The sequence below is a fragment of the Arthrobacter sp. FB24 genome, from assembly GCF_000196235.1.
Classification (GTDB): Bacteria; Actinomycetota; Actinomycetes; order Actinomycetales; family Micrococcaceae; genus Arthrobacter.
The window spans coordinates 1-20,042 of the sequence record NC_008538.1; the positions used below are offsets into that span (position 1 = coordinate 1).

The 20,042-nt window shown below is 64.2% G+C and carries 19 protein-coding genes; 9 read left to right on the forward strand and 10 right to left on the reverse strand.

From position 1 onward, the window contains the following. Window positions 1–67: 67 nt before the first annotated feature. Window positions 68–973, forward strand: a complete 906-nt coding sequence (locus ARTH_RS21960) for a LysR family transcriptional regulator (RefSeq protein WP_011689712.1) — start codon at window positions 68–70, stop codon at window positions 971–973. Between the two features lie 302 nt (window positions 974–1,275). Here the strand turns inward: ARTH_RS21960 and ARTH_RS21965 are convergent, their stop codons facing one another. From ARTH_RS21965 to ARTH_RS21980, 4 genes are all read right to left on the reverse strand, one after another. Next, window positions 1,276–1,926, reverse strand: coding sequence for a nucleotidyltransferase domain-containing protein (locus ARTH_RS21965; RefSeq protein ID WP_011689713.1), 651 nt, complete (start codon window positions 1,924–1,926; stop codon window positions 1,276–1,278). 428 nt (window positions 1,927–2,354) lie between these two features. Beyond that, entirely contained in the window at window positions 2,355–4,136 is a 1,782-nt protein-coding gene (locus ARTH_RS21970; RefSeq protein ID WP_011689714.1) for an SIR2 family protein, read from the reverse strand. A 266-nt stretch (window positions 4,137–4,402) separates the two neighbouring features. Further along, window positions 4,403–4,825, reverse strand: coding sequence for a DUF4913 domain-containing protein (locus ARTH_RS21975; RefSeq protein WP_011689715.1), 423 nt, complete (start codon window positions 4,823–4,825; stop codon window positions 4,403–4,405). Further along, complete coding sequence (locus ARTH_RS21980; RefSeq protein ID WP_011689716.1) at window positions 4,818–6,593, reverse strand: type IV secretory system conjugative DNA transfer family protein; 1,776 nt, start codon at window positions 6,591–6,593, stop codon at window positions 4,818–4,820. The genes ARTH_RS21975 and ARTH_RS21980 overlap by 8 nt, the downstream gene beginning before the upstream one ends. Window positions 6,594–6,787: 194 nt before the next feature. Here ARTH_RS21980 and ARTH_RS21985 point away from each other — a divergent pair, with 194 nt between their 5' ends. From ARTH_RS21985 to ARTH_RS21995, 3 genes are all read left to right on the forward strand, one after another. Further along, on the forward strand, window positions 6,788–7,879 hold the full coding sequence (locus ARTH_RS21985) for a tyrosine-type recombinase/integrase (protein WP_011689717.1): 1,092 nt from the start codon (window positions 6,788–6,790) through the stop codon (window positions 7,877–7,879). A 4-nt stretch (window positions 7,880–7,883) separates the two neighbouring features. Continuing rightward, on the forward strand, window positions 7,884–8,234 hold the full coding sequence (locus tag ARTH_RS21990; protein ID WP_011689718.1) for a helix-turn-helix domain-containing protein: 351 nt from the start codon (window positions 7,884–7,886) through the stop codon (window positions 8,232–8,234). Between the two features lie 407 nt (window positions 8,235–8,641). After that, the gene (locus ARTH_RS21995; RefSeq protein WP_232223688.1) at window positions 8,642–10,021 is read left to right on the forward strand and encodes a hypothetical protein; all 1,380 of its coding nucleotides are present in this window, start codon (window positions 8,642–8,644) and stop codon (window positions 10,019–10,021) included. 59 nt (window positions 10,022–10,080) lie between these two features. On the opposite strand, the gene ARTH_RS22000 is transcribed toward ARTH_RS21995, so the two are convergent. From ARTH_RS22000 to ARTH_RS22025, 6 genes are read right to left on the reverse strand one after another with little or no spacing between them, the layout of a single operon-like run. After that, window positions 10,081–11,700: a hypothetical protein gene (locus ARTH_RS22000; RefSeq protein WP_011689720.1), complete on the reverse strand. Its 1,620-nt coding sequence runs from the start codon at window positions 11,698–11,700 to the stop codon at window positions 10,081–10,083. Beyond that, window positions 11,700–13,211: an SCO6880 family protein gene (locus ARTH_RS22005; RefSeq protein ID WP_011689721.1), complete on the reverse strand. Its 1,512-nt coding sequence runs from the start codon at window positions 13,209–13,211 to the stop codon at window positions 11,700–11,702. Before ARTH_RS22005 ends, ARTH_RS22000 begins: the two co-directional genes overlap by 1 nt. A gap of 1 nt (window position 13,212) precedes the next feature. Continuing rightward, window positions 13,213–14,520 carry a hypothetical protein gene (locus ARTH_RS22010; RefSeq protein ID WP_011689722.1) on the reverse strand — a complete coding sequence of 436 codons (1,308 nt, stop codon included), beginning with the start codon at window positions 14,518–14,520 and terminating at the stop codon, window positions 13,213–13,215. Further along, on the reverse strand, window positions 14,520–15,242 hold the full coding sequence (locus ARTH_RS22015) for a hypothetical protein (RefSeq protein WP_011689723.1): 723 nt from the start codon (window positions 15,240–15,242) through the stop codon (window positions 14,520–14,522). Before ARTH_RS22015 ends, ARTH_RS22010 begins: the two co-directional genes overlap by 1 nt. Before the next feature lie 12 nt (window positions 15,243–15,254). Beyond that, the gene (locus ARTH_RS22020) at window positions 15,255–15,542 is read right to left on the reverse strand and encodes a hypothetical protein (protein ID WP_011689724.1); all 288 of its coding nucleotides are present in this window, start codon (window positions 15,540–15,542) and stop codon (window positions 15,255–15,257) included. 13 nt (window positions 15,543–15,555) lie between these two features. After that, on the reverse strand, window positions 15,556–16,149 hold the full coding sequence (locus ARTH_RS22025) for a DUF6668 family protein (RefSeq protein WP_232223689.1): 594 nt from the start codon (window positions 16,147–16,149) through the stop codon (window positions 15,556–15,558). A gap of 167 nt (window positions 16,150–16,316) precedes the next feature. On the opposite strand from ARTH_RS22025, the gene ARTH_RS22030 reads away from it, so the two are divergent. The 5 genes from ARTH_RS22030 (at window position 16,317) to ARTH_RS24150 (ending at window position 20,032) form a co-directional block, all read left to right on the forward strand. Further along, on the forward strand, window positions 16,317–16,589 hold the full coding sequence (locus tag ARTH_RS22030; RefSeq protein ID WP_011689726.1) for a helix-turn-helix domain-containing protein: 273 nt from the start codon (window positions 16,317–16,319) through the stop codon (window positions 16,587–16,589). A gap of 36 nt (window positions 16,590–16,625) precedes the next feature. Further along, window positions 16,626–17,708, forward strand: coding sequence for a CHAP domain-containing protein (locus tag ARTH_RS22035; protein ID WP_011689727.1), 1,083 nt, complete (start codon window positions 16,626–16,628; stop codon window positions 17,706–17,708). After that, window positions 17,705–18,220 carry a hypothetical protein gene (locus ARTH_RS22040; protein WP_011689728.1) on the forward strand — a complete coding sequence of 172 codons (516 nt, stop codon included), beginning with the start codon at window positions 17,705–17,707 and terminating at the stop codon, window positions 18,218–18,220. Before ARTH_RS22035 ends, ARTH_RS22040 begins: the two co-directional genes overlap by 4 nt. A 6-nt stretch (window positions 18,221–18,226) precedes the next feature. Further along, window positions 18,227–19,714: a MinD/ParA family ATP-binding protein gene (locus ARTH_RS22045; protein ID WP_043431443.1), complete on the forward strand. Its 1,488-nt coding sequence runs from the start codon at window positions 18,227–18,229 to the stop codon at window positions 19,712–19,714. Window positions 19,715–19,786: 72 nt separating this feature from the next. Continuing rightward, window positions 19,787–20,032 (forward strand): hypothetical protein, encoded by a 246-nt coding sequence (locus ARTH_RS24150; protein WP_198011629.1) that lies wholly within the window; start codon window positions 19,787–19,789, stop codon window positions 20,030–20,032. The last annotated feature ends 10 nt before the right edge of the window (window positions 20,033–20,042 follow it).

The window sequence follows — 20,042 nt, forward strand, 5'->3', positions numbered from 1 at the left end:
TCTAGGGGTGTTTGCTGCAGTGGTCGAATAGATATGTAAAGACGGAGACATAGATAGGATCTATGGCATGATGTTCACCGACCTCAACCAGCTCCGGACATTCGTCACGCTCTACGAGCTGCGCAGCGTCACGGGCGCCGCCAAACGACTGCACGTGACACAGCCCACGGTCAGTTATTCCCTGAAGCGGCTGAGGGAGCGGTTCGGCGACGAGCTGTTCTGTCGCGAAGGGAACGACATGGTGCCGACCGCGAAGGCGACGCAACTGTTTGGGCCCCTACACAACGCCTTGGCACAAATAGACGCGACCGTCATGGGATCGGACGTATTCGAACCGACCGGATTCAGCGGCGAACTCTTCCTCGGACTCACCTCGATCGGCGAGCAGACGTTCCTCCCACCGATCATGACCGCCCTCGGGCGGGCCGGCGCCGATCCGCGAATTCAGGTAGAACGGCTCGATTCGGACGAGGTCGAGGGCGGGCTAATCCGCGGCACCATCGATCTGGCACTGACCGTGTCGCGGATCGCTACACCGCGGCTGTGGAGGACGCACGTGCGTTCGGTCGAATACGTGGCTCTGTCGTCCGGGTCGCATCCACTGCCCGCGACCGGGCCTGACATGTTCGAGGGGAGGCGCTTTGTACGGGTCTCCGCCCGTGGCGGGCACGTATATCCTGTGCAGGCGCTGACCGAACACGACTTGATGTCCCAGGTCGTGCTGACCATGGAGGAATACGGCACCGTGCCCGCCGTGCTCGAGGCGACGGATCTGGTCGTTCTGCTGCCTCGACATGTAGCGGGGGTGTTCTGTGGCTGGTTCCCCCGCCTTCGCATCGCCGAGCTGCCCTGGTCCGGGCACAGCACGCCGGTGGAATTGTACACGCGGCGCGAGGCCAGCCTCTCGCAGGCGCAGCGATGGTTCCGCTCGCTGGTGCTTGATGCGGTTGCGGCGGATGAATACAAGTCATAGTCATAAGCGTCTGCGGGCATCTCAAAAATCGGACAGGCCGCTCACGCCGCATCGGCGCACTGAAGAGGTCGGTGGGGACGGTGGGACCCGGTGTCGCCAGTCGACCTCGAGATTGTCTGGCAGCATGACGAGGTTCTTCTAATGAAGGCAGCCGTCACTCACGGCACTGGGAGAATGCCCGACCACGTCCTGCAGGGTGATACCACTCGCTCTTGAGAATCGGCCGGATCGTAGGCCACCTCATCGACGCGACACAGGCAGGGCAGTCAGGCTTCCCGTCGCCGGCAGGCCCAAGCGGAGCGCTAGCGTCTCGTCCTGTTCCAGCTGGCCTTACCCGGAGCGAACGGGGTACGCACATGGATCGACCATGACGAGTGCGGGTGGATCGTCAGAATCGCGTGTTCCCACCAGGCGCGGGCTTCGTTTGAGAGCTCCGGTAGTACCGCATCCTTGTCGGCGTCGTCCTCCGGGCGGGGACGCAGCGCCTTCCAGACCAGCTGCACCTCGGGCGCCCCGGTCGGAATGCCGTCGACGTCGATCACCGCACGATCCCACGGCAGTTGCAGTCGGGGATCTCGTCGATAAACCCAGAGGCTATCCGTGCCGTCCTCGACGTCGACCTGCATTACCCATGCCCCCGTTGCGTCATCATGGATACGGATCGGCTGCAGATCGGCATCCATATCAGCCTCTGCCCAAGGGACAACGCCGTCGCCTGACGGAGCCCACGCGCTAAACGGCGCCGGCAAGTCCTGCACCACTTGGGGCAGGTCCGCGATCGTCGTGCTGACATCGATATTGTCGTGCTCGCGAGTGTTAGTGCCGAGCCAGTGGTCGAGCGCCACCCCTCCGGACAACCACCAACGCGCCGATGACGGCCCGAGCAGCTCCGCCACGACTCGAGGGGGCAAGGGTTCCCAGCGCGTCGCGAGGGTGGGTGTGGATGGGGTCATGGCTCAAGGCTACCCGTGGGCGGTGGTGGTTTGAATGGCAAGGGGATCGAATAGGAAACCTGCGGGAGCAAACAATCCAACAACAAATTCAGGCTCCAGCGTCTGAACGCAGTCACCGCCGCAAAGGCCCACCTGTCCTGCATAAATGCGGAATTGGTTCATGGGACGTGAGTCGTCAAATGCTTACAACCCCAACCTGACGTCAGGTGCCCTCCTCAATGGCCGTCAGAATAGGGTTCGGCTCGGTATTTCTGGGCACACGACCGAGGAGATCTTAGGTCCCATCCTGACAGTCTTGACGCGGAAGAAATATATTCCCGCCCAAGTCCCACCTCCCTGCTACTGGCCCCGGCAGAACAGCTGTAAAGTGTGGCTTCTGCTCGGGGCAGTACAGAGTGTCCCTGCCCGTTGCACTGCAGGCGGCCGCCTTACCAGCGCTCCAGCCTGGCTAGGACCGTGGCGAGTTCGTCAAGTTTTGTGGCGAAAGGATCTGCTTCTCCATCAGGGGACGGTAACCAACGCCACGCCTGACGGTCGCCGTTGAGTTCGAAGTCCTTTTGCCACATGTTCTTGTCGCCACCACGCGTGGCTGCATAGCAATACTTGCCTGCCGAGGGACGGCTTGATCGAGTAGTAAGGAACACGTGAGCTAACGCCATGCGGTACTCGGCCTGACAAAAGGCCTTCTTGTAATCGTCGCCAGATCCAACCAGATGGCCTATCAGGGCTTGCATGTCATCTGAAATCAGCTCGCTTTGCGGATACATCCACTGCGTCCCGTTCCATCGCGGCGCTGCTTTTGCTAAGTCGTAGGAAACAACCCTCTCGTCCTGCAGAACCAGGAAGGCAGGTTCGGGATCGCGGCCGGAATAGGCATCCTTCCACTTCGGCTCACTCGCCGCTCGGATAAACACGTCCTCGCGGTCTTCGGTGACAGCAATCATCGCTATGGCCCGTAGAGCCAATAGGGCAGGGTAATGGGCCAAATTGAACCAGCCTTCCTGAAAGGACGAAACCTGCCCTCTCGCCTTCATGAGCTGCTGAACCGCCCACACCCAAAGGTCACCGTGAATGCGGTCACGGTCAAATGCCACACCGGTCGCGATTAGACGAATCAGAGTTTGCGAGCGGTTACGGAGGGACAAACATTCATTATCGAAGGCAGTTGCGTAATCTCCACCAGGAGGAAAGGAACCCCCGCGCTCACGGATGTACGAGGCCAGCGTTCTGATTTCACTGGTCAAGAGTTCACGTATCTCGATGTAGGACTCCCTGTACGGAAGGAGCCTCTTGAGGCGGGCGATTGCCATATCTTCAGTTAGCTGCGGTGCGGCAAGAGAATCTAGGGATTCGAGCCGTTGCTGCAGGTCTGGGAAGAATTCGTCGGCGGTGACGCCGCTGATAACGGCGGCTCCATGTTGTTCGATCAGCGCGGCGGCCGCAGGCCCTGGGCCATACAACGTAGTCCAGTACAACGGATAGCGGCGACTCTGGCGGCCTTCCAGCGCCTCTACCAATGCTTTGTCCCAGTCGGCTGACCACCCGTTAATGATCAGCCCGAAGTTTTCCATGACCTCGTGGAGAATTTCACGTGTTGCCTGCCCGTAGTCGGTCAACTCGGCCAGCGTGTTTTTCTGGTCAAGTGACTTGTAATCCCCGTGAAGCTTTATGACAGTGCAGTCAGCATGGTGCAGTGGCTTTCGCGCTTTGATAGCACTCTCTGAGGACAGCACTTGGTACGGAACGGACGCCTGATCTAGTGCTTGCTCGATGAGGCTGTCGAAATTGGTGGTGAGGATAACACGTATGGCTCCTCGTTGCACGAGTTCAGCAATTGCGTGGTGTGCCTTACCGGGCACCTTGCGGTTGTCCGCTCTATCCTCGTCGTTTGGTTCGAAGTAGCTGTGCAGGAGTGCGCTGCGGGCGGCAGGCGTTCGGCCTAGTGATTCAAGGAGCCCGGAGTATCCGAGCTCGTTGCCATCACCATGGTTAACCCACCATTCATCTATTTCCTCGTCGGCGGGGTCAGCACTCAGTGTTGTGCCCTCTGCTGCTGCGGCTTGGCGCACCAAGTCCTTGATGACTCCCCAGCCTGTGGGGATCCCGGCCCCGGTGGAAGTTCCGGAACCGATAAGGAGGGCATAAACACCGGGCTGGGCTTGTACGGACAGTGCGAGGCTGATGCGGGGATCGATGGTGCGCGGAGTCATAACGCCACAATAGGTCAGTGCCTAGAAGTTTTTGTGGGCCCACCGAGCGCTCTTAGACGCACCTGACGGCCGGGCGCCCAATGCTGGTCCGGATTGTTGGCTCCGACTGCCCACAGCAGGGGACAATCCTGATGGGTTATCCACCGCTACTGCTGCTGAGGGAGCTTTCCCGATGGCTCCCGATTTCCAGCCGTGGATAACCCGGATTGACCCCAACTGTGGGCAGCCCGCGTAGTCACCCTTGAGCGTTGGCAAACAACTCGGTTTTAGAACAACCCTGCGGGTGGTTCCTCGCAGGGTAGAGGGGCGAGTTTGGAGCGGTGGCCGTCGTCCGGGGTGCATCCCTTGAACGGCCCATCTGTTGAGAGCAGAACGGACATGTGGTGGTCTGCGTGGTCGCGCCACCACACGCTCATCCCTGTGGTGCTGTCAAGGCGCAGGAACTCCCAGGCACGCCAAAGTGCTTCGAGACGGCTGATGGCTTCAGCGTGCTTCCACCACTGCGGGCACCAGGTCACTCCGCCTTGCACGTTGAGCTGCCGGCGGTAGGTGGTGGCCAGCTTTTCGCTGACGAATTGGGCGACGTTCGGGTAGAACAGTTCGGGGGCGTCCGAGTCCTCCTCGGCCGCTTCGGTGGAGGCTGCGGTGTCCTCGAGCTCTGCGTCCCACTCCCCCAAGCCCTCAGGCATCAGAGGCTCCCGCGGCGATCCACCTGTTCCCGGCCGCTGCAGCGGCTGCTGGCTTGTTGGCCGGGTCGTGTGCGGCGATGGAGGCCCGCACCGCCTCAGCGCGCGGACCGCTCATCCAAGGCACCGTCTCCAGCAGCGCGGCGGGGGCGCCGGAGGCGAACATGATGGCCCGGCCGCGCGGGAACGCGGCCAAGTCCGACACGTCCAGGGTGCGTTCCTTGCGGTCGTCGTCGTGGCTGTAAGAGGTGCCTTGTTTGGAGCGGCTTCTGGTCATGTTGGAGTACCGGTATTCGCCCACGAGCTGCGCGAGCTCGTTCAGGAATTCGGCTTCGGCGACGCCGCCGCCGTAGACCTTGATGTTGGAGGCGCTCCAGAGTTTGCGCATCCCGTCGCGGCCCCACACTTCCACGCCTTGGGACCAGGACTGGAGGATGGTCATCAGGACGATGCCCCGGGAGCCGTAGTGGCTGTAGAGGTTCGGAAGTTCGCGCCAGCGGCAGACGTTGGCTGCTTCGTCCAGAACACCGACCATGGGCGTGGCCAGCCGGCCGCCGGGCGAGTGCACGGCCAGTTCTTCGGCGGCCTCGACCGTGGCCACGGTCAGCGCCGTCACCAGCGGGCCGGCGGTGCCCTTGCCTTCCTTGGACAGGCTGTACAGCGTGCCCTTGGACCGGACGAATTCTGCCGGATCGAACTGCGGCCGCTCGTCGTTCTCGCCCTGGGGTGTCACCCACCGTGCCACCTGGCGGTTGGTGAGGCAGGAGGCCATCTGCAGTGCCGTGCCGTACACGCCGCCGCGTTGCTTCTCGGGTGCGTTGATGACGCCGCCCACGGCGTTGGAGGTCTGGGTGAAGCCGTGGGCCTTGAGGATGTCCACCGCTTCATCGTCAGCGGGACGGGTCAGCCAGGTGTGGACCTGCGTGATCGGGCGGCCGTCGAGGGCTGCGGCGAGCAGGAGCCCGGCGAGGAGATCCTGGCCGGCGGGGTCGAAGTAGGCGTCCGTTTTGGCGTCCGGGCCGCGGGAGCCGGCTGCGAAGTGGTCGGCCAGGCGTGCCGCTTTCACTTCATCGGTGACGTAGGACAGGGGGTTCCACCACCAGCTGGGTTCTTCGAGGGCGACGGACTGCGGGTCGAAGACCCAGACCGGGCCCTCGGCGGCGCGCACGTCGCGGGTTCCGTCGACGATGTCCCGTTTGTTTGAGGTCACCAGCGCAGCTCCCGGGGCGGCGAGGATCGCCGGGATGGCCCGGGACGTCGTCTTGCCCGTCCTGGGTCCCCAGATGTCGATGTGCATGTCTTCCCAGGAGCCGTAGACCATCTGCCCGCCGAGGACGGTCTTGCCGACCGGGACGCCGGGTGAGCCTTTCACTCCCAGACGTTCCGCGGTGGCTGTGGCGCCGCGCAGGCTCAGCGCGCGCAGGTCCCGGCCTTTGGCCATGTGCTGGGCCGCGGCGTCCACACGCGAACGCTTTGACCGTTTGCGCAGCACCGCACGGACCACCAGAACGGCCACAAGGATGATGAGGACGCCGAAGCCGATCAGTACCCAGGTGGCGGCCGCGGGCCAGGTGACCTTCTGTGAGAGCAGGCTGAAGACCAGTTCAAACGGGTTCGCGGGCAGTTTCTGGCCGTCATTGGACAGCATCGAGCCCAGGTGCACGGCGCCGGCGACCGAGCCGACACCGAGCACCACGACGGTGATGAAGACCCAGAGCAGGATGTTTTCGGTATCCATCCGGGTACGCTTGCCGCTGCTTGGTGCACCCATCAGTTGTCCCCTTCGCCGTTCCTGCTCATCTCTATTCGCTCAGGTTCGTTGGCCCAATCTGCGGCCTTTATTGGCGTTTGAGCAGGCGACGTCGGTTCGGAGCCCCGAAGGGCCCGAATCGATGAACCGTCGACGAGAGTGACGGTTTGGGCGTAATCTCGACGCATGGTCGCTCCTTCTGAAGTTGGTGGCTGATGGCGCTGGTGGCGTTGCCGGGTGGCGGCGCCGTGGATCCAGCGTTCTGGAGTGTGCAGGCAGCCGAGGACTTTGAACAGGAGATCGTCGACCAGTACGCGCTGGCGATGGCCGCGGCTGGTCTGAGTGACTCGCATATCCGCAATACGCGGTCGACAATCATCGAATTCGCCCGTTCGGTGACCGGCCCGCTGTGGGCGGCAACGTGTCAGGATGCCGACCGGTTCCTGGCCGAGCAGAGACGGCTGGGCCGCAGCGTGAGCACCAGGGCCGGCAAGGCAGGGACGCTGGCGTTGTTTTACGAGTTCATGATCAGCCGGTACCAGGGCCGGATCCACCGGTTGACCGGGGTACTGGTCGAGCAGCCTATCGACGAGTTCAACCGCCAGGCCGGGGCATCGCTGGGCAAGGTCCGTGTGCCGCCGTCGGATGCCGAGATTGACGCGTTCTTCACCTGTTGGAGGCACTCGATACCCCAGGCCCGCAAGTATTTGCCTGCCGCGCGGGATTACTTCGCTGCTTCGCTGTGGCGCCGGCTGGGGTTGCGGATCACCGAGACGGTGATGCTCGACATCCGTGATTGGCGCCCTGACCTGGGCGGGTTCGGCAAGCTCCACGTGCGGTACGGCAAAGGAGCCCACGGCCGTGGCCCCAAGCCGCGCCTCGTCCCGGCTATCAACGGCGCGGCCGAGCTGATCGACTGGTGGCTGGGCGACGTCCGGCACCGGTACGGCGAGGACTGGGCCGACCCCGACGCACCCCTGCTCCCCTCGGAACGGTTTGACCGTGAGCTGGGACGATGCGGCCGGGTCGGTGGCAACGCGCTGCGGCGAAGTCTGGGGCTGCAGGTCGACCAGTGGCTGCCGGCATGGTCCGGAAGGATGACTCCCCATGTTCTGCGTCATTACTGCGCTTCCTCGCTCTACGGGGCAGGGATGGACATCAAGGCCCTCCAGGAGCTGCTTGGGCATCAGTGGCTCTCGACTACCTCGGGCTACATCCACGTGCGCAGCGAGCACGTCGAGCAGGCCTGGAAGAACGCCAACGAGCGGGTCGAGTCCCGCTTCGCGACCACACAGAAGGAAGGATGAGGCTGTGCAGTGGAACCTGCGGATCAGAGCCGCCGAACGCGGGATCTGGAAGTCAGCGCAGATGCGCCGGATGCTCGCCGACGCCGGGCTCGAGATCAGCGCCGGGAAGATGTCCTCCTGGTGGGCCGGGACACCGGCAACGATGAGACTCGAAGAGCTCGACGTGCTCTGCTCCGTGTTGAGGTGCTCGCCGACGGACCTGATGAGCCCCGAGCCGGACAAAGTCGCGGCACGTCGGCCACGCGCGGCCGAGACCGTCAACGGCGATGACGGGGGCCACGGCTCCAATAACGACGGGGTATCGCCGATCGTCACGCCGAGGTTCGACAAACCGCGGTCCGAACCGCCCCTGTAGGCAGTGCTGTCGTGAGTCCCGCCCCGGGCCCGGCGGCGCCGCTGCGGCCGCCTTCCATGTGCCCCAGCTGCCAAGTCAACCGTGTTGCGTGGGTCCACCCGCGGGTGGACTATTGCTACGACTGCCTGCCAGGCGGCCCGTTCATCGCACCGCCGTGCTCCAAGTGCGGGACCAGCACCGGCTACTTCAGCCAGGGCATGTGCATCAGCTGCCATCCCGGCAGCCCGCAACACCCAGGCTCGTGCAAGTACTGCCTGGCGTGGGGTGTCTACCGCCGATCCAACTGGACGTGCTGGCCGTGTCGTTGGTGGCGTTCCCACTACCCGGAAGGAGTCTGCGACTTTTGCGGCCGCATAGCCCGTGTCGGAGAGCGGCGGGCCTGCAGGCTGTGTCTGGAACAGGCCCGAATGCTCCAAGAGCCCGGACGCAGCCTGGACCTGGCCGGGGCGAACAAGAACGGCCAACAGCTCTTCCTCGCCAACATGAGCTTCCACCGACGTGGAGCCCCACGGTTGAGCCCCGAGCAACGCGCCCCCTGGAAGCGGCGGGACAAGAACTACCTGCCATTCCAGTCCGGTGCCGTGTTGTACGCCGACGTCGGCGTACAGACGACGTTGTTCGAGATGGCACCTGATCCCGCGGCCGTCGCAGCGCGCGTCCGCCTCAAAGACAGCGACCTGACCCGCTACTGCGCCGCAATCGTCCGTGAACACGCCCAAAGAGCCGGTTGGAGCAAACGGCAACGCAATGACGTGACCCGGTCCTTGCGGCTGCTGCAGGTCCTGCGCCCGACCCCGACCGCGAAGATCCGCGCCACCGACGTCCTGCAGCTGCGCCAATACTCCGGCAACGTCATCTCCACGATCGATGTTCTCGCAGCGGCCGGCCTGCTCATCGAAGACCGGCCGACCCGACTCGAACGCTACTTCGCTGCCAAGACCAGCACCCTTCCACCGGTCATGAAGGATCAGCTCGAGGTGTGGCTGCACGCTCTGACCGAGGGCACCCGCCAACCCCCTCGGCAGATCCCGCGGGACCCTCAGACCATCCGGGTACACATCCTGGGCATCGAACCCATCATCCACGCCTGGGCCGAGGCAGGCGTCCAGTCCTTCGCCGAGATCACCCGCGCCGACATCACCGCCGCGCTGGACGAAACAGGAGGCCGCCGCCACATCGCCGAGACCGGGCTCAAGTCGCTCTTCACGACCCTTAAAGGCCGCCGACTCATCTTCGCCAACCCGACCAGGGGAATGAAGGCGTCCCCGAGGGCCACCACCATCCCACTCGCCTTGGACGCGGATGTGATCCGTGCAGAGCTGAACTCTCCGGATCCGGCGGTCGCCCTCGCTGTCGCCATGGTCGCCTTCCACGCACTGACCGCCAAGCAGGTCAGCGGCCTGCGGCTGACAGACATCAGCGACGGGCATCTGGTCCTCGGAAACCGCGACATCCCGTTGGCCGCCCCCGTGCGTACCCGCCTCACTGCCTGGCTCGACCACCGCAACCAGACCTGGCCAGGCACTGCCAATCCGCATCTGCTCATCAACCGGCGTACCGCGCCCAGGCTCCTCCCCGTCAGCCGGCAGTTCCCCTGGACCGGCGTCACGCTGCGGCCCCAGGCGCTGCGCGAAGACCGCATCCTGCACGAGATCCACGCCACCGGCGGCGACATCCGCCGCATCTGCGACCTGTTCGGGCTCAGCGTCGAAGGCGCCACCCGCTACCTCAACACCGTCGAGCACCCCGACCTCACCCTCAAAGGGGAACGGGTTCCCCGAACCTGAGTACCCACACCCGCTACAACCCCCGCGCATACTCAACTTCGCACCAAAAGCGTCAAAATTCACGCGAACTTCTCACTGTTGATCGTCCAGCGCTTGTTTGTATCGTGTAGCGATTCCTCGACGCTGGTTAGTTTGAGGGCGACCGGGATCCCGGGGCGGCCGCCGACTTTGAAGAGGAATTTGCCCAGGCCCGGGCGTACGCGTTTGCGGGATCCGCCGACGTCGGTCCATGACCCCGGGTCAGCCCACGAGATGAGGCGGGCTTGTTCGGCCCGGGAGAGGGTGACGGCTTTGTTGAGTTTTTCCATTTCGGCTCCGGGGAGCGCGCCGCAGACGACCATGCCGGAGCGTTCGACGAATCCGCGCGCTTTCATCCGTTCGGATTCGGTTGGCAGAGCTTCGAGGTCGCTCATGGTGTGCGTGATCATGGCCTGCCCGACGCCCTCGGTCCGGTTCAGGCGGGTCAGCGAGTCAACCCGGTCCACCATGCCCTCACCGGAGCGCAGGGCCCGCCACAGTTCGTCCATGACGACGAAGTAGTTCCGGCGCGGTTCCAGGCCGGCGTCGGCCAGGGTGTGGGTGACCTGGACGGTGGCGAACCCTGTTGACCAGCAGGCCAGCAGGCAGGCCGCTTGGATGTCGCGCTGCGTGTCGGAGATCCCTGACAGGTCAAAGACCACGGGTTTGGTCAGGTCCATCGGCTGGTCGGTGGGCTGGGAGAACATGTCCGAGAACCGGCCCGAGCCGTCGAGGGAGTACAGCGACTGGCGCAGCTGGTCGGTCGCGTCGAGGTAGCGGCTCATATCGCCACGGTCCAGGGCGATCGCGCGCAGTTCGTCGGGGGCGTCTTTGATGACCTCGATCAGATCCCCGATCAGGGGAACGCGGTCCAGGCGCTCGTCCAGGATGTGCAGGGCCCTGTCAATCAGGGATTCCTCATGGGCGCTGGGCTTGCTGTTCCGCACGATGGTGATCAGCGCGGTGATCATGTTCAGGCGCCGGTTGTGCGAGTCCGCCATCAGCTGTTCGGCCAGCTTCTCCGCCTTCACCGCGGCAGCGAGCAGCTGCGCGGCCGCTGCCTGGTCGCCATCTGGATCGTTCAGGGTCCGGTTCGCTTTGGCCCGGTGTTCCTCGGCCGAGGCGAGCAGCCTGACGGCGGCTCCCGTGGCTTCACCGGGGTCCAGGACGTTCAAGTGGCCGCGTCCAGGACCCAGGCTGATGACCTGCCCGCCGAGTGCTTCGATCAGGTCAACGTAGTCCGGCTTCAGGTCACCGAGGATCAACGGGTTGATGCTGCGGCCTGCCAGGCCCAGGACGATGTGCCGGACCAGGGTGGACTTGCCGCAGTGCGGCAGGCCCAGGACGAACATGGATGGGTTGTTGATCATGCCGTGCATGAACCAGCTGATCGGATCGGCCCCGAAGGGCGCTCCGGTGTCGGTGTGAACACCGATCGGCACTCCCAGGATCGGGGTGCCGGACCCGCCCACGAACGGCCAGAGACCGCAGACCTGGACCGAGGTGCCGCGCCATTCGTCGGCTGCCGTGACGTAGACGGCTTCGCCCTGTCCGCGGCCGCGCCAGCCCCGCAGACCCGGGCGGCGGGCGACCGCGGCGGCGAGCTTCGTGGCCGGGGCCGGGGCCTGTGTGCGCTGGTGCTTGGTCTTGCTGCCGAACATCACATGGCCTCACGGATCTCTTCGGGAACCTTCAAGTGCTTGGGCAGGACCAGACCCAGTGGCAGGGACGCGGCAAAGGCAGAATCCTGGGAGCCGTAAGCGCGCCGCAACAGCAGACGTGCCGACGGGCCGAGGTTGCCCTCCACGACGGCCACGGCGTCCTCAAGGTCACGGGAGGACAGCACCGTGGCCGTAACCACCATGCCGAAGTTGACCAGCCCGGCCCCCTTGGCTTCCTCCGCTGCGGTGGCCTGCGCCGCACGGGCATCAACCAGGGCCCGGGCGGTGGGCCGGTTGGTCGAGGAGGCCCGGGTCAGGGCGCTGGTCTGGTCCGACTCCACGATGGCGGCCGCGCGGCCGGCTTCGATGGGCCGGTACAGCAAGGTGACGCGCTTGCGGTCGATCTCCGCGTGCGGTGCGACGAGGCGGCCCAGCGCTGATGCCAGGATGTGTCCGCGTGGTGCGCCTGTCATCGTCCAGGACACCGAGTGCCCGGAATCGTGGCGGTAGCCGTCCCAGTTGGATTGGTGGGCGGATGGTCCGACGTCGCCCCAGTCCAGGTCAACGGGTGTGCCCTGGTAGTGGGCTTCGTCGATGAGCCGGGCCGCTGCAGGGTCGTATGCGACCCGAACGACCTCACACAGTTCCTGGGCGTTCAATGGTGCGCATGCCCCGGCGCCGGTGGATTCCAGACGCTCGGTCAGGCTGGGAAGCCGTGAAGCGAGGTCCCTTGCGATTTCTTCTGCGGTGCGTCGCTTGCCGCCTGCCCGGGCAGCGGCGCTGAACGTCAGCGCGACCCAGGCGCGGATCGTGGCCGATCCCTGCGGGTAGGTGTTCAAGGCCTCCCAGAGCATGGCCTTGGCAATGTCAGGGGCGTCGTCATGGATGTTCGATTCAACTTCCCGGCGCAGCCGTGCCCCGGAATCGGGTGCGGTTTCGACCGTGACGGATGCAGCCACAACGGCAGGTTCATTCGACAACGAGGCCAGCCAGCCGCCCCAGTTAGCCACCCAGGCATCAATCTGCTCAGGATCGACCAAGGACGCACCGTCGGGCTGGGTGCCGAAGACAACGGTGTAGTGCGCGGTGGAGGGAAGGTGGATCAGCGCGAAGGGGCGGCCATAGGAGTCGGTGAACTCGTAAAGCTTGGAACCGGCAGAGATTCCAGGTAGCTGGAACTCGCCCCAAGGCGTCAGTCCCAACGGACCGGAGCGGTAGATGTTGGCGCGTCTGCGCCGTGCTGAGCGGAACGCCAGCCGGGCGAAGATCCGCTCCCCTACGGACTTGTTGTGCTTGTCGGTCACCGAGACGACGGCCAGCGCCACCCCAAGGACGAGCAGGGCAATGAGCCCGGCGAACCAGCCGCCGACAAAGAGACAGATGACCGTGATGATGAGGCCAACAAACAAACCGGCTGTTGCCAGCCCACCAAGGGTGCCGATGCCCGCTTTGCGCGGACGCCGCCAGTTGCCGTAGGTCGGTTCCCTGTATGTGTTCTCGATAGCGGCCATTTCAGGCACCCCCCGTGGATTCTTCGCTCATGTCTTTGATGGCCCCGGAAGCGGCTTGGCCTGCTTCAATGCCCTTCTGTGCTGCCAGCACGGCGACACCGCCCGCGCCCGCCGCCACAGCGCCACCGCTGGCGGCTGCTCCGCTGCCTGCCGCAGCACTACCGGTACCGGTAGGTGCTGCCGCGCCAGTGGCTCCGGCGCTCCGGGTACCTGTCTTCCCCGCTGTGCCGGACGTTCCTGCCGTTCCCTGGCTGCCAGTGCCCGAGGGGCCCTGCGATCCGGGGCTTTGGCTCGAGGTGCTGCTGGTTGTCGTCGAGCTGGTGGAGGATCCGCCGCCGCGTCCGGCGGTGCCCATGCTGATGGCGCCGGAAGCCAGTGCGCCGACCGTCCCTGCTGCCAGAGCGCCACCGCCGCCAGCGACAGCGCCAACCATCGGGGTGACGAACCGCATGAGGGCTGGCATGGCGAACAAGGCAATGATCATCAGAGCCAGTCCGGTGACCGTTGCCAGGAGCGCGGAGCCGAAGTCCTTGCCGTCACCAACGTTTCCGAAGATCTTGGTGCCGCTGAGCTGGAAGGCCGTCGCGTAGATAATGGCGGCCGCGGGTTTGTAGAGGATGAAAGCGATCAGCCATGCTGTGCACTTCTGGAACCAACCCTTGCCGGCCTCGGTGTTGCTGAAAGCGGCAGCCGTAGGGAAGATCCCTGTCAGGATGACGAGCAGGCCACCGCGGATGATCATTAGCACGATCTGCATGACGGAGGCCAGAATGGCGATGAGCCCCAGGAGGATGATCATGATCGACCCGATCGGGCTGGTGGCCGAGAGCGCCAATAGGGCGGTGATGTTTTCGTTGAACGAGGTCCCGTTCGTGGAGTTGGTGATGATCCAGGCTGAGAACTGATCTGCCGCGACTGTCAGCAGTCCCACTGCTGCCACACCGGCGCCGGAGACGACGATTAGGGTCGCCAGCGAACGCACCAGATCCCGCAAGGGTGCACCCCTGCGCTCAATCGTCATCTTGGCTGCACCCACGAGGACAGACATCACAGCCAGGGAAGCCGTCCAGAAGTAGAGACTGTTCTGCAGGAACAACACCGGGTCACTCGCGGTGGACCCTCCGGGGGCTGCGGTTAAAGCGGGAGTTCCCACGTTCACCCAAAATGTCCCGAGTGTTTGGACTGTTTGTCCAACGGCATCGGCAATCGCTTTCGCCATGTTCTTGACGGCATCATTGGCGACATCTTCGATGGCCGCCCCTGCCTGGCAAAAGGGATTTATTGCATTCAACCCGGAGCAGTCAGCCATTAGACACCGGCCCACTCAACGTAACCACTGAGGTCACTGAGCTGTCGCGCACCTGTGTCCCCTGTAGCCGGCACAACGAACTTCCAGTCGCCCTCGTACCACTGGAGCGGAACGGGAATGGAGACGAAGGTTCCGTTTGCACCCTTGAATGCAAGATCAATAACGGCTCGGTCAGCCTCGTAATAACGAAATGTGAAGCCAGCCAATTGGGCGGTCACGGAGTTTGGGGCCGCTGTTGGGGATGACTTCAGCACCGCATCTCGCTCCGGGCTTGGTACAGCCAACTGCTGATAAACGAGGTCCGCTTTTCCAGCTGCGGACAACGCAGTCATGTTTGCCGCTGCATACAACGCACCGGTCGGTGAGTGTGCGAAGCAGGAGCGGAGGCCGTTTGTTTCGGTCTTGCCGGGGCCGAACTGCGTGGGCGATGTTGGTGCGGCGATCTTGCCGACCAATTCCCATTTGGTCTCGGCGGGCGTAGTGGCCGGCTTGGCCTGGTCACCGGATGGCAGGCCGCACACGCTGGCTGCCGACGTCGCCGTAGGTTGGCTGCTGGTGCTCGTGCTGGTGGTGCCCGGTTCAGGGGACGCCGTTCCGCCGCCTCTGGGAACCAGGGCGAGGATTACCCCGAGCGCGACAATGATCGCCACGACAACGGCCGAGATGATGAACTTAGGTTTGGTCAGCGGGTTCTGGTCTTCGTTCACTGTCGGTTCAGTCATGGCTTTCGCTCCTTAGACCAGGGCGCCTACGACGCCGCCGGCGGAGGCTGCGAGGATGCACCCGCCGAGGACCCATGCCAGACGGCCGGCATGCTCGCCGCCCTCGCCGCGTCGGTTGTTGATCATCATCGTTCCGGCTGTGATCAGGATGCCCGCGACTGCCAGGCCGAATACGATCCATGCGACCCATTTGAGGATTGTCAGTAAGCCTTCAGAACCGGGAGGTGCCTCACCTGTGCCGGGGTTCGGTATCTCGGTGATGACAAAGCTTGACCATTCCATGGCTTTGGAGAACAACATGAGTTTCTTCTTTCTACTTGGCCGTGAGTCCGGCGGTGGCAGTTACTGCGATGTGGACCTGTTCAAGGGTGGTGCGGGCCTCTTTGGGAAGTTCCTCGGCGGCGACGTCATGGCCATAGCGCCATGCGTCTACCCAGGGGAAATGCCACATGTGGGGCACTCCCCCGCCGACGACGCGGGCGAAGTCGCGGATCTCTTTGGGGAGCCGTCCGGGAGCGTCAGCCATGACCACGAGGCCAGCGACGCGGATCCCGGGAAGAGAACGGGAAGCCCATTCAGTGGCAGCCAGCCGTGCTGCACGAAGGCTTGGGATATTGGACCTGGCAACCAGGACGATCACGGATCCGGCGGCCGTCAAAGGCCACTGATGCTCGGCTGCTTTGGTTCTCTTGTCCAGGCGTGCAAGCGACGTTTCGCCCGCGCCGCCGTGGACGCCAAGCCACCAAAAGCTCGGTTCCCTCCCCGCAACGTTCCTTCGGGGAAGCCGGTCTGCGTGGTCCGGCTGCGGAACACTCAGCTGCGGCCTCGTCGCCCCCGTAGGGATGAAAGGCGGCTCTTCCGGGATAGCTGGAACGGGTTCGTCGATAGTTTCTGCGCCGAGCGTCACCCAGCGATTCTTTGAGACCGGCATTTCACATCCCCTACTAATGTCCGCAAAGATCGTATCGGTACCATCCGACACGAAAGGCCAAAAGTGACCCCCAACAACAGCTTTAGTACCTTTCAGTCACTTCTAGTACATCACAGTACCAATTTGTGGTCTACGATGGCTCTATGCGGTGGGACGGACTGAGCGTGGACCCCAAGTACCTGGAAGCACTCTTTGCCAAGTACCCGGAGCGTCTTACGCCTCAGGACCTCGAAGAGATCTTCGGGTTGTCCCGAAACACCGTCTACCGCTGGCTCCAAACCGGAGTGATTCCTGCTTACCAAGTCGAGAAGACATGGTTAATCGCCAGAGATCAAGTCAAGGACTGGGTCTGGGAGAACCGGAACACGCTCAGGAAGGGCCAGACACCAGAAGTGAACGACGAGGACCAGCCCTAAGGCGAAGCAGCCGACGAGCATATGTAAGGGGGACACATGCAATCACGAATGAGCGCGCCTGCGCTGGCCGCCGGCGCCGTCCTTGCACCCGTCGGCTTGGTTCTGTCCATCATCCTGTTCGGTGGGGGCTCTCAGGCCGCTGCCGACGTCTGTTCACCGACCGGGTCCAGCGTCAGCGTTGACGCAAACCAGCTGCCCAAGGTCGCTGTCGCCGGCTACGAAGGAGAACAGCTGAAAAACGCCGCCCTGATCATCAACGCAGGCAAAGCCCTCGGCCTGTCGGCCCGGGGGCAGACGATCGGCGTCATGACGGCCATGGGTGAATCCGGGCTGCGTGTCCTGGACTACGGCGACGGCCCGGGACCTGACTCGAGGGGACTGTTCCAGCAGCGCGACAACGGTGCGTGGGGAACCTACCCGGACCGCATGAACCCTACGACTTCAGCCATGAGCTTCTTTACCGCCCTGCAGAAGGTCAACGGGTGGGAACAGCTGGAACCCACCACGGCCGCGCACCGGGTCCAGCGCAACGCCGACCCGTTCCACTACCAGTCCTACTGGGCAGCGGCCGTCGAGGTCGTCGCCGTCCTGGGCGACGTAAAGATCACCGATGCCGGCGGGGAAAGCTCCTGCGGCATCCCTGGGCAATCCGGCAAAGACGATGACCTGCCGTGGCGCACGGCCAAGATCTACGAGCCCTCCCCGCTGGGCATGTACAACCGCGAATGCGTCGACTTCGCCCTCTGGCGGGTCAACCAGCAGCTGGGCAGCACCGCCGCCCCCTACAAGGTCCTGAACGGCACCTTCCGTCCTGACGGTGCCGTGCTCGGCTCGGCCCTTACCTGGAAAGACGGCTGGGACGCCAAGGGCTGGCCCACCGGTGGAACACCCCGGGTCGGCGCGGTCGTCTGGTACTCCCCCGGCACCGGGGGCGCCGACGGCACCTACGGCCACGTCGCCGTCGTCAAAGCCGTCCACGGTGACGGCAGCTTCCTCGAAGAGGGCTACAACGGCAACCCCGCCCCGAACGACCACACCTACTACACCCGCACCGTAGAGAACAGCACTCCCAGCGCCTTCCTCTACCTGCCCGGCAGCGACTCACCGGAGGAACCATGAAACGCGCCCTGACAGCCCTTACGGCCCTGCTCGTGTGTACCGCGTGCGCGCCGGTATCCAGCACAACACCCGCGGAACCATCGCCCAGCACTTCCGCCGCCGCCCCAGCCACGCTCAGCGCAGGCGGTAAGCCCCAAGCTCCCGGCGGCACAGCACCGGCCACCCTGGGCATCCCCTGGGACGAAGCAAGCAAAACAGCCGCGCTCGAGACCGCGACCAACGCCATGACGCTTTACGCCCGTCCCACAGTCCCGGACAAGCAATGGATCCAGGAACTCGGGCAGGTCCTGACCGCCCAAGCAACCGCTGATTACCAATACGTTGACCCGGCCAACATCCCGGTCACCAGGATCACCGGAACGGGCCAGCTCAAGATCGATGAGAACAACGGTTTCGGCTGCCATGTCGTCTTTCCCACCGACGCCGGCGACTACGACGTGCAACTGCTCCGCAGCGCAGCCGACAAACCCTGGCAAGTCAACCGATTTACGCCCCCGAACGGCACAAAGTAAGGACAGATGATGGAAACCCAAGCACTCGACTTCCCCAAGATCAACGCCGTTCTACGCACCAACGGAACCGGTGAAGTCACCATCAACGGGACCTCCCACGCGATCGAGGCCGCCGACGAAGCCGCCGTCCTAAGCGATGCACTACGGCTCATCACCGAAACCGCTGCTCAGCTCGGCCGACCCGTCCGCGTCAGCACCACCGACCCGGACGGACAGGGCCTCATCATCGTCTCCCCCGAAGGCGTCGTCAGCGAGGCCGCCCCGATCAAGCCCACCCCGAAGCGGGAGCAGGACACCCTGCCCATTACGGCAGCTCCTTCGCTGGAAACGGCCAAGGCCACGACCACGGCCGCGCCTGCACCCACGCCTGCACCCACGCCTGCACCCACGCCTGTTTCGGTTCCCGACGACTCTCCGTCCGAAGAAGTGCCGGCACAAGCTGCCGACGCCGCACCGTTGACCTTCAGCGCAGCCGTTACAGCCGCGCCCGCCGGGGCGCCCGCACGGGCTGCCACAGCAGCCGCTGTGGAGCCTGCCACCCGGCGCAGTCTCAAAGACACTTCGTTCCTCATTAGCGCGCCCGTGCTCCAGCCGGCCACCCGCGGCTGGCGCGGCGTTTTCAGCCGCTTGGGCTTCCGCATGGACCCCTCGGCCGAGGAGCTGGCCGAACGCGAAGACATCCGCACAGTGAGCCAGCACTGGCCCGGCCCCCGCACCGTCGCTGTCGTCAACCGCAAGGGCGGAGCAAACAAGACCCCCACCGTCGTCATGCTTTCGGCCATCCTGGCCCGCTACAGCGGCGCAGCGACCGTAGCCTGGGACAACAACGAATCACAGGGCACGCTCGGCTGGCGCACCGAAAAGGGCGGCCACAACAACAGCGTCCTCGATCTCATCGACTCATCAAAGGCGCTGCTATCCCCCAGCGCCCAAGCAGCCGAGATCGCCCAGTTCGTCCACCACCAGACCTCGGACAAGTTCGACGTCCTGCGCTCAGACGAGAACGAGGAGGGCGACCACGAAGTGACCGCAGAGGAGGTGGACATCGCCCACCAGGTACTCACCCGCTACTACCGTCTGATCGTCATGGACTCCGGAAACACGGCCCGCGCCGCGAATTGGCGGCGAATGATCCACCACACCAACCAGCTTGTGGTCCCCGTGACAGCCATCGAAGACCGCGCCGAAGCCGCGCGCCTGACTCTCCAAACGCTGGAATCCCGTGGCGGCCACGACGCCGAGCTGGCCCGCAACGCCGTCGTCATCGTGTCCGAGTCCACCGACGCCAAGCGCAGCATGAGCGGCGATGCGCTCAAGCGCGCCAAGGATGAGGCCCGTCGGATCGCTGACGGCTTTGCCCCGCATGTACGGGCCGTGGTACGTATCCCCTACGACCCCGCCCTGGTCAACGGGCCCATCCGCTACGACGCACTCCAGCCCGCCACCCAGCGGGCATGGCTGGCCGCAGCCGCCGCAGTGGCCAAAGGCTTCTGACCTCGTCTCATGGGAACGACACGCCGAACAGACCGCGCAGTTAACGGTACCGGTACGTATAGGCTCGGGCTTATGAGTACAGCCATCCACAGACGCGTACGGGGTACAGGGGCCGGCAACGTCGTCCTCAAAGTTGACGTTGCTGCCGATGCTAAAGCTCTGGTGGAACGTCTTGCCGCCCACATGGGGCTCTCCAAAGGACAAGCGGCCGAACGCCTCCTGCTGAGCATCCGGCTGGATGCTCGCGGGTTGCCGATTTGGCCTGACATAGACGACCACCACGAACAAGGAGCTTTGCCTATCGATAAGGCTTCTTAACGGAAGAAGG

Excerpts from the sequence above, each read along its gene's own strand:
- ARTH_RS21965 (WP_011689713.1), bottom strand. The coding sequence starts at position 1,926 with ATGACCCCATCCACACCCACCCTCGCGACGCGCTGGGAACCCTTGCCC.
- ARTH_RS22045 (WP_043431443.1), top strand. The coding sequence starts at position 18,227 with ATGATGGAAACCCAAGCACTCGACTTCCCCAAGATCAACGCCGTTCTA.
- ARTH_RS22035 (WP_011689727.1), top strand. The coding sequence starts at position 16,626 with ATGCAATCACGAATGAGCGCGCCTGCGCTGGCCGCCGGCGCCGTCCTT.
- ARTH_RS21975 (WP_011689715.1), bottom strand. The coding sequence starts at position 4,825 with ATGCCTGAGGGCTTGGGGGAGTGGGACGCAGAGCTCGAGGACACCGCA.
- ARTH_RS21985 (WP_011689717.1), top strand. The coding sequence starts at position 6,788 with ATGGCGCTGGTGGCGTTGCCGGGTGGCGGCGCCGTGGATCCAGCGTTC.
- ARTH_RS22020 (WP_011689724.1), bottom strand. The coding sequence starts at position 15,542 with ATGTTGTTCTCCAAAGCCATGGAATGGTCAAGCTTTGTCATCACCGAG.
- ARTH_RS22040 (WP_011689728.1), top strand. The coding sequence starts at position 17,705 with ATGAAACGCGCCCTGACAGCCCTTACGGCCCTGCTCGTGTGTACCGCG.
- ARTH_RS21995 (WP_232223688.1), top strand. The coding sequence starts at position 8,642 with ATGCTCCAAGAGCCCGGACGCAGCCTGGACCTGGCCGGGGCGAACAAG.
- ARTH_RS22015 (WP_011689723.1), bottom strand. The coding sequence starts at position 15,242 with ATGACTGAACCGACAGTGAACGAAGACCAGAACCCGCTGACCAAACCT.
- ARTH_RS22000 (WP_011689720.1), bottom strand. The coding sequence starts at position 11,700 with ATGTTCGGCAGCAAGACCAAGCACCAGCGCACACAGGCCCCGGCCCCG.
- ARTH_RS22005 (WP_011689721.1), bottom strand. The coding sequence starts at position 13,211 with ATGGCCGCTATCGAGAACACATACAGGGAACCGACCTACGGCAACTGG.
- ARTH_RS21980 (WP_011689716.1), bottom strand. The coding sequence starts at position 6,593 with ATGGGTGCACCAAGCAGCGGCAAGCGTACCCGGATGGATACCGAAAAC.
- ARTH_RS22030 (WP_011689726.1), top strand. The coding sequence starts at position 16,317 with ATGCGGTGGGACGGACTGAGCGTGGACCCCAAGTACCTGGAAGCACTC.
- ARTH_RS22010 (WP_011689722.1), bottom strand. The coding sequence starts at position 14,520 with ATGGCTGACTGCTCCGGGTTGAATGCAATAAATCCCTTTTGCCAGGCA.
- ARTH_RS21960 (WP_011689712.1), top strand. The coding sequence starts at position 68 with ATGATGTTCACCGACCTCAACCAGCTCCGGACATTCGTCACGCTCTAC.
- ARTH_RS24150 (WP_198011629.1), top strand. The coding sequence starts at position 19,787 with ATGAGTACAGCCATCCACAGACGCGTACGGGGTACAGGGGCCGGCAAC.
- ARTH_RS21970 (WP_011689714.1), bottom strand. The coding sequence starts at position 4,136 with ATGACTCCGCGCACCATCGATCCCCGCATCAGCCTCGCACTGTCCGTA.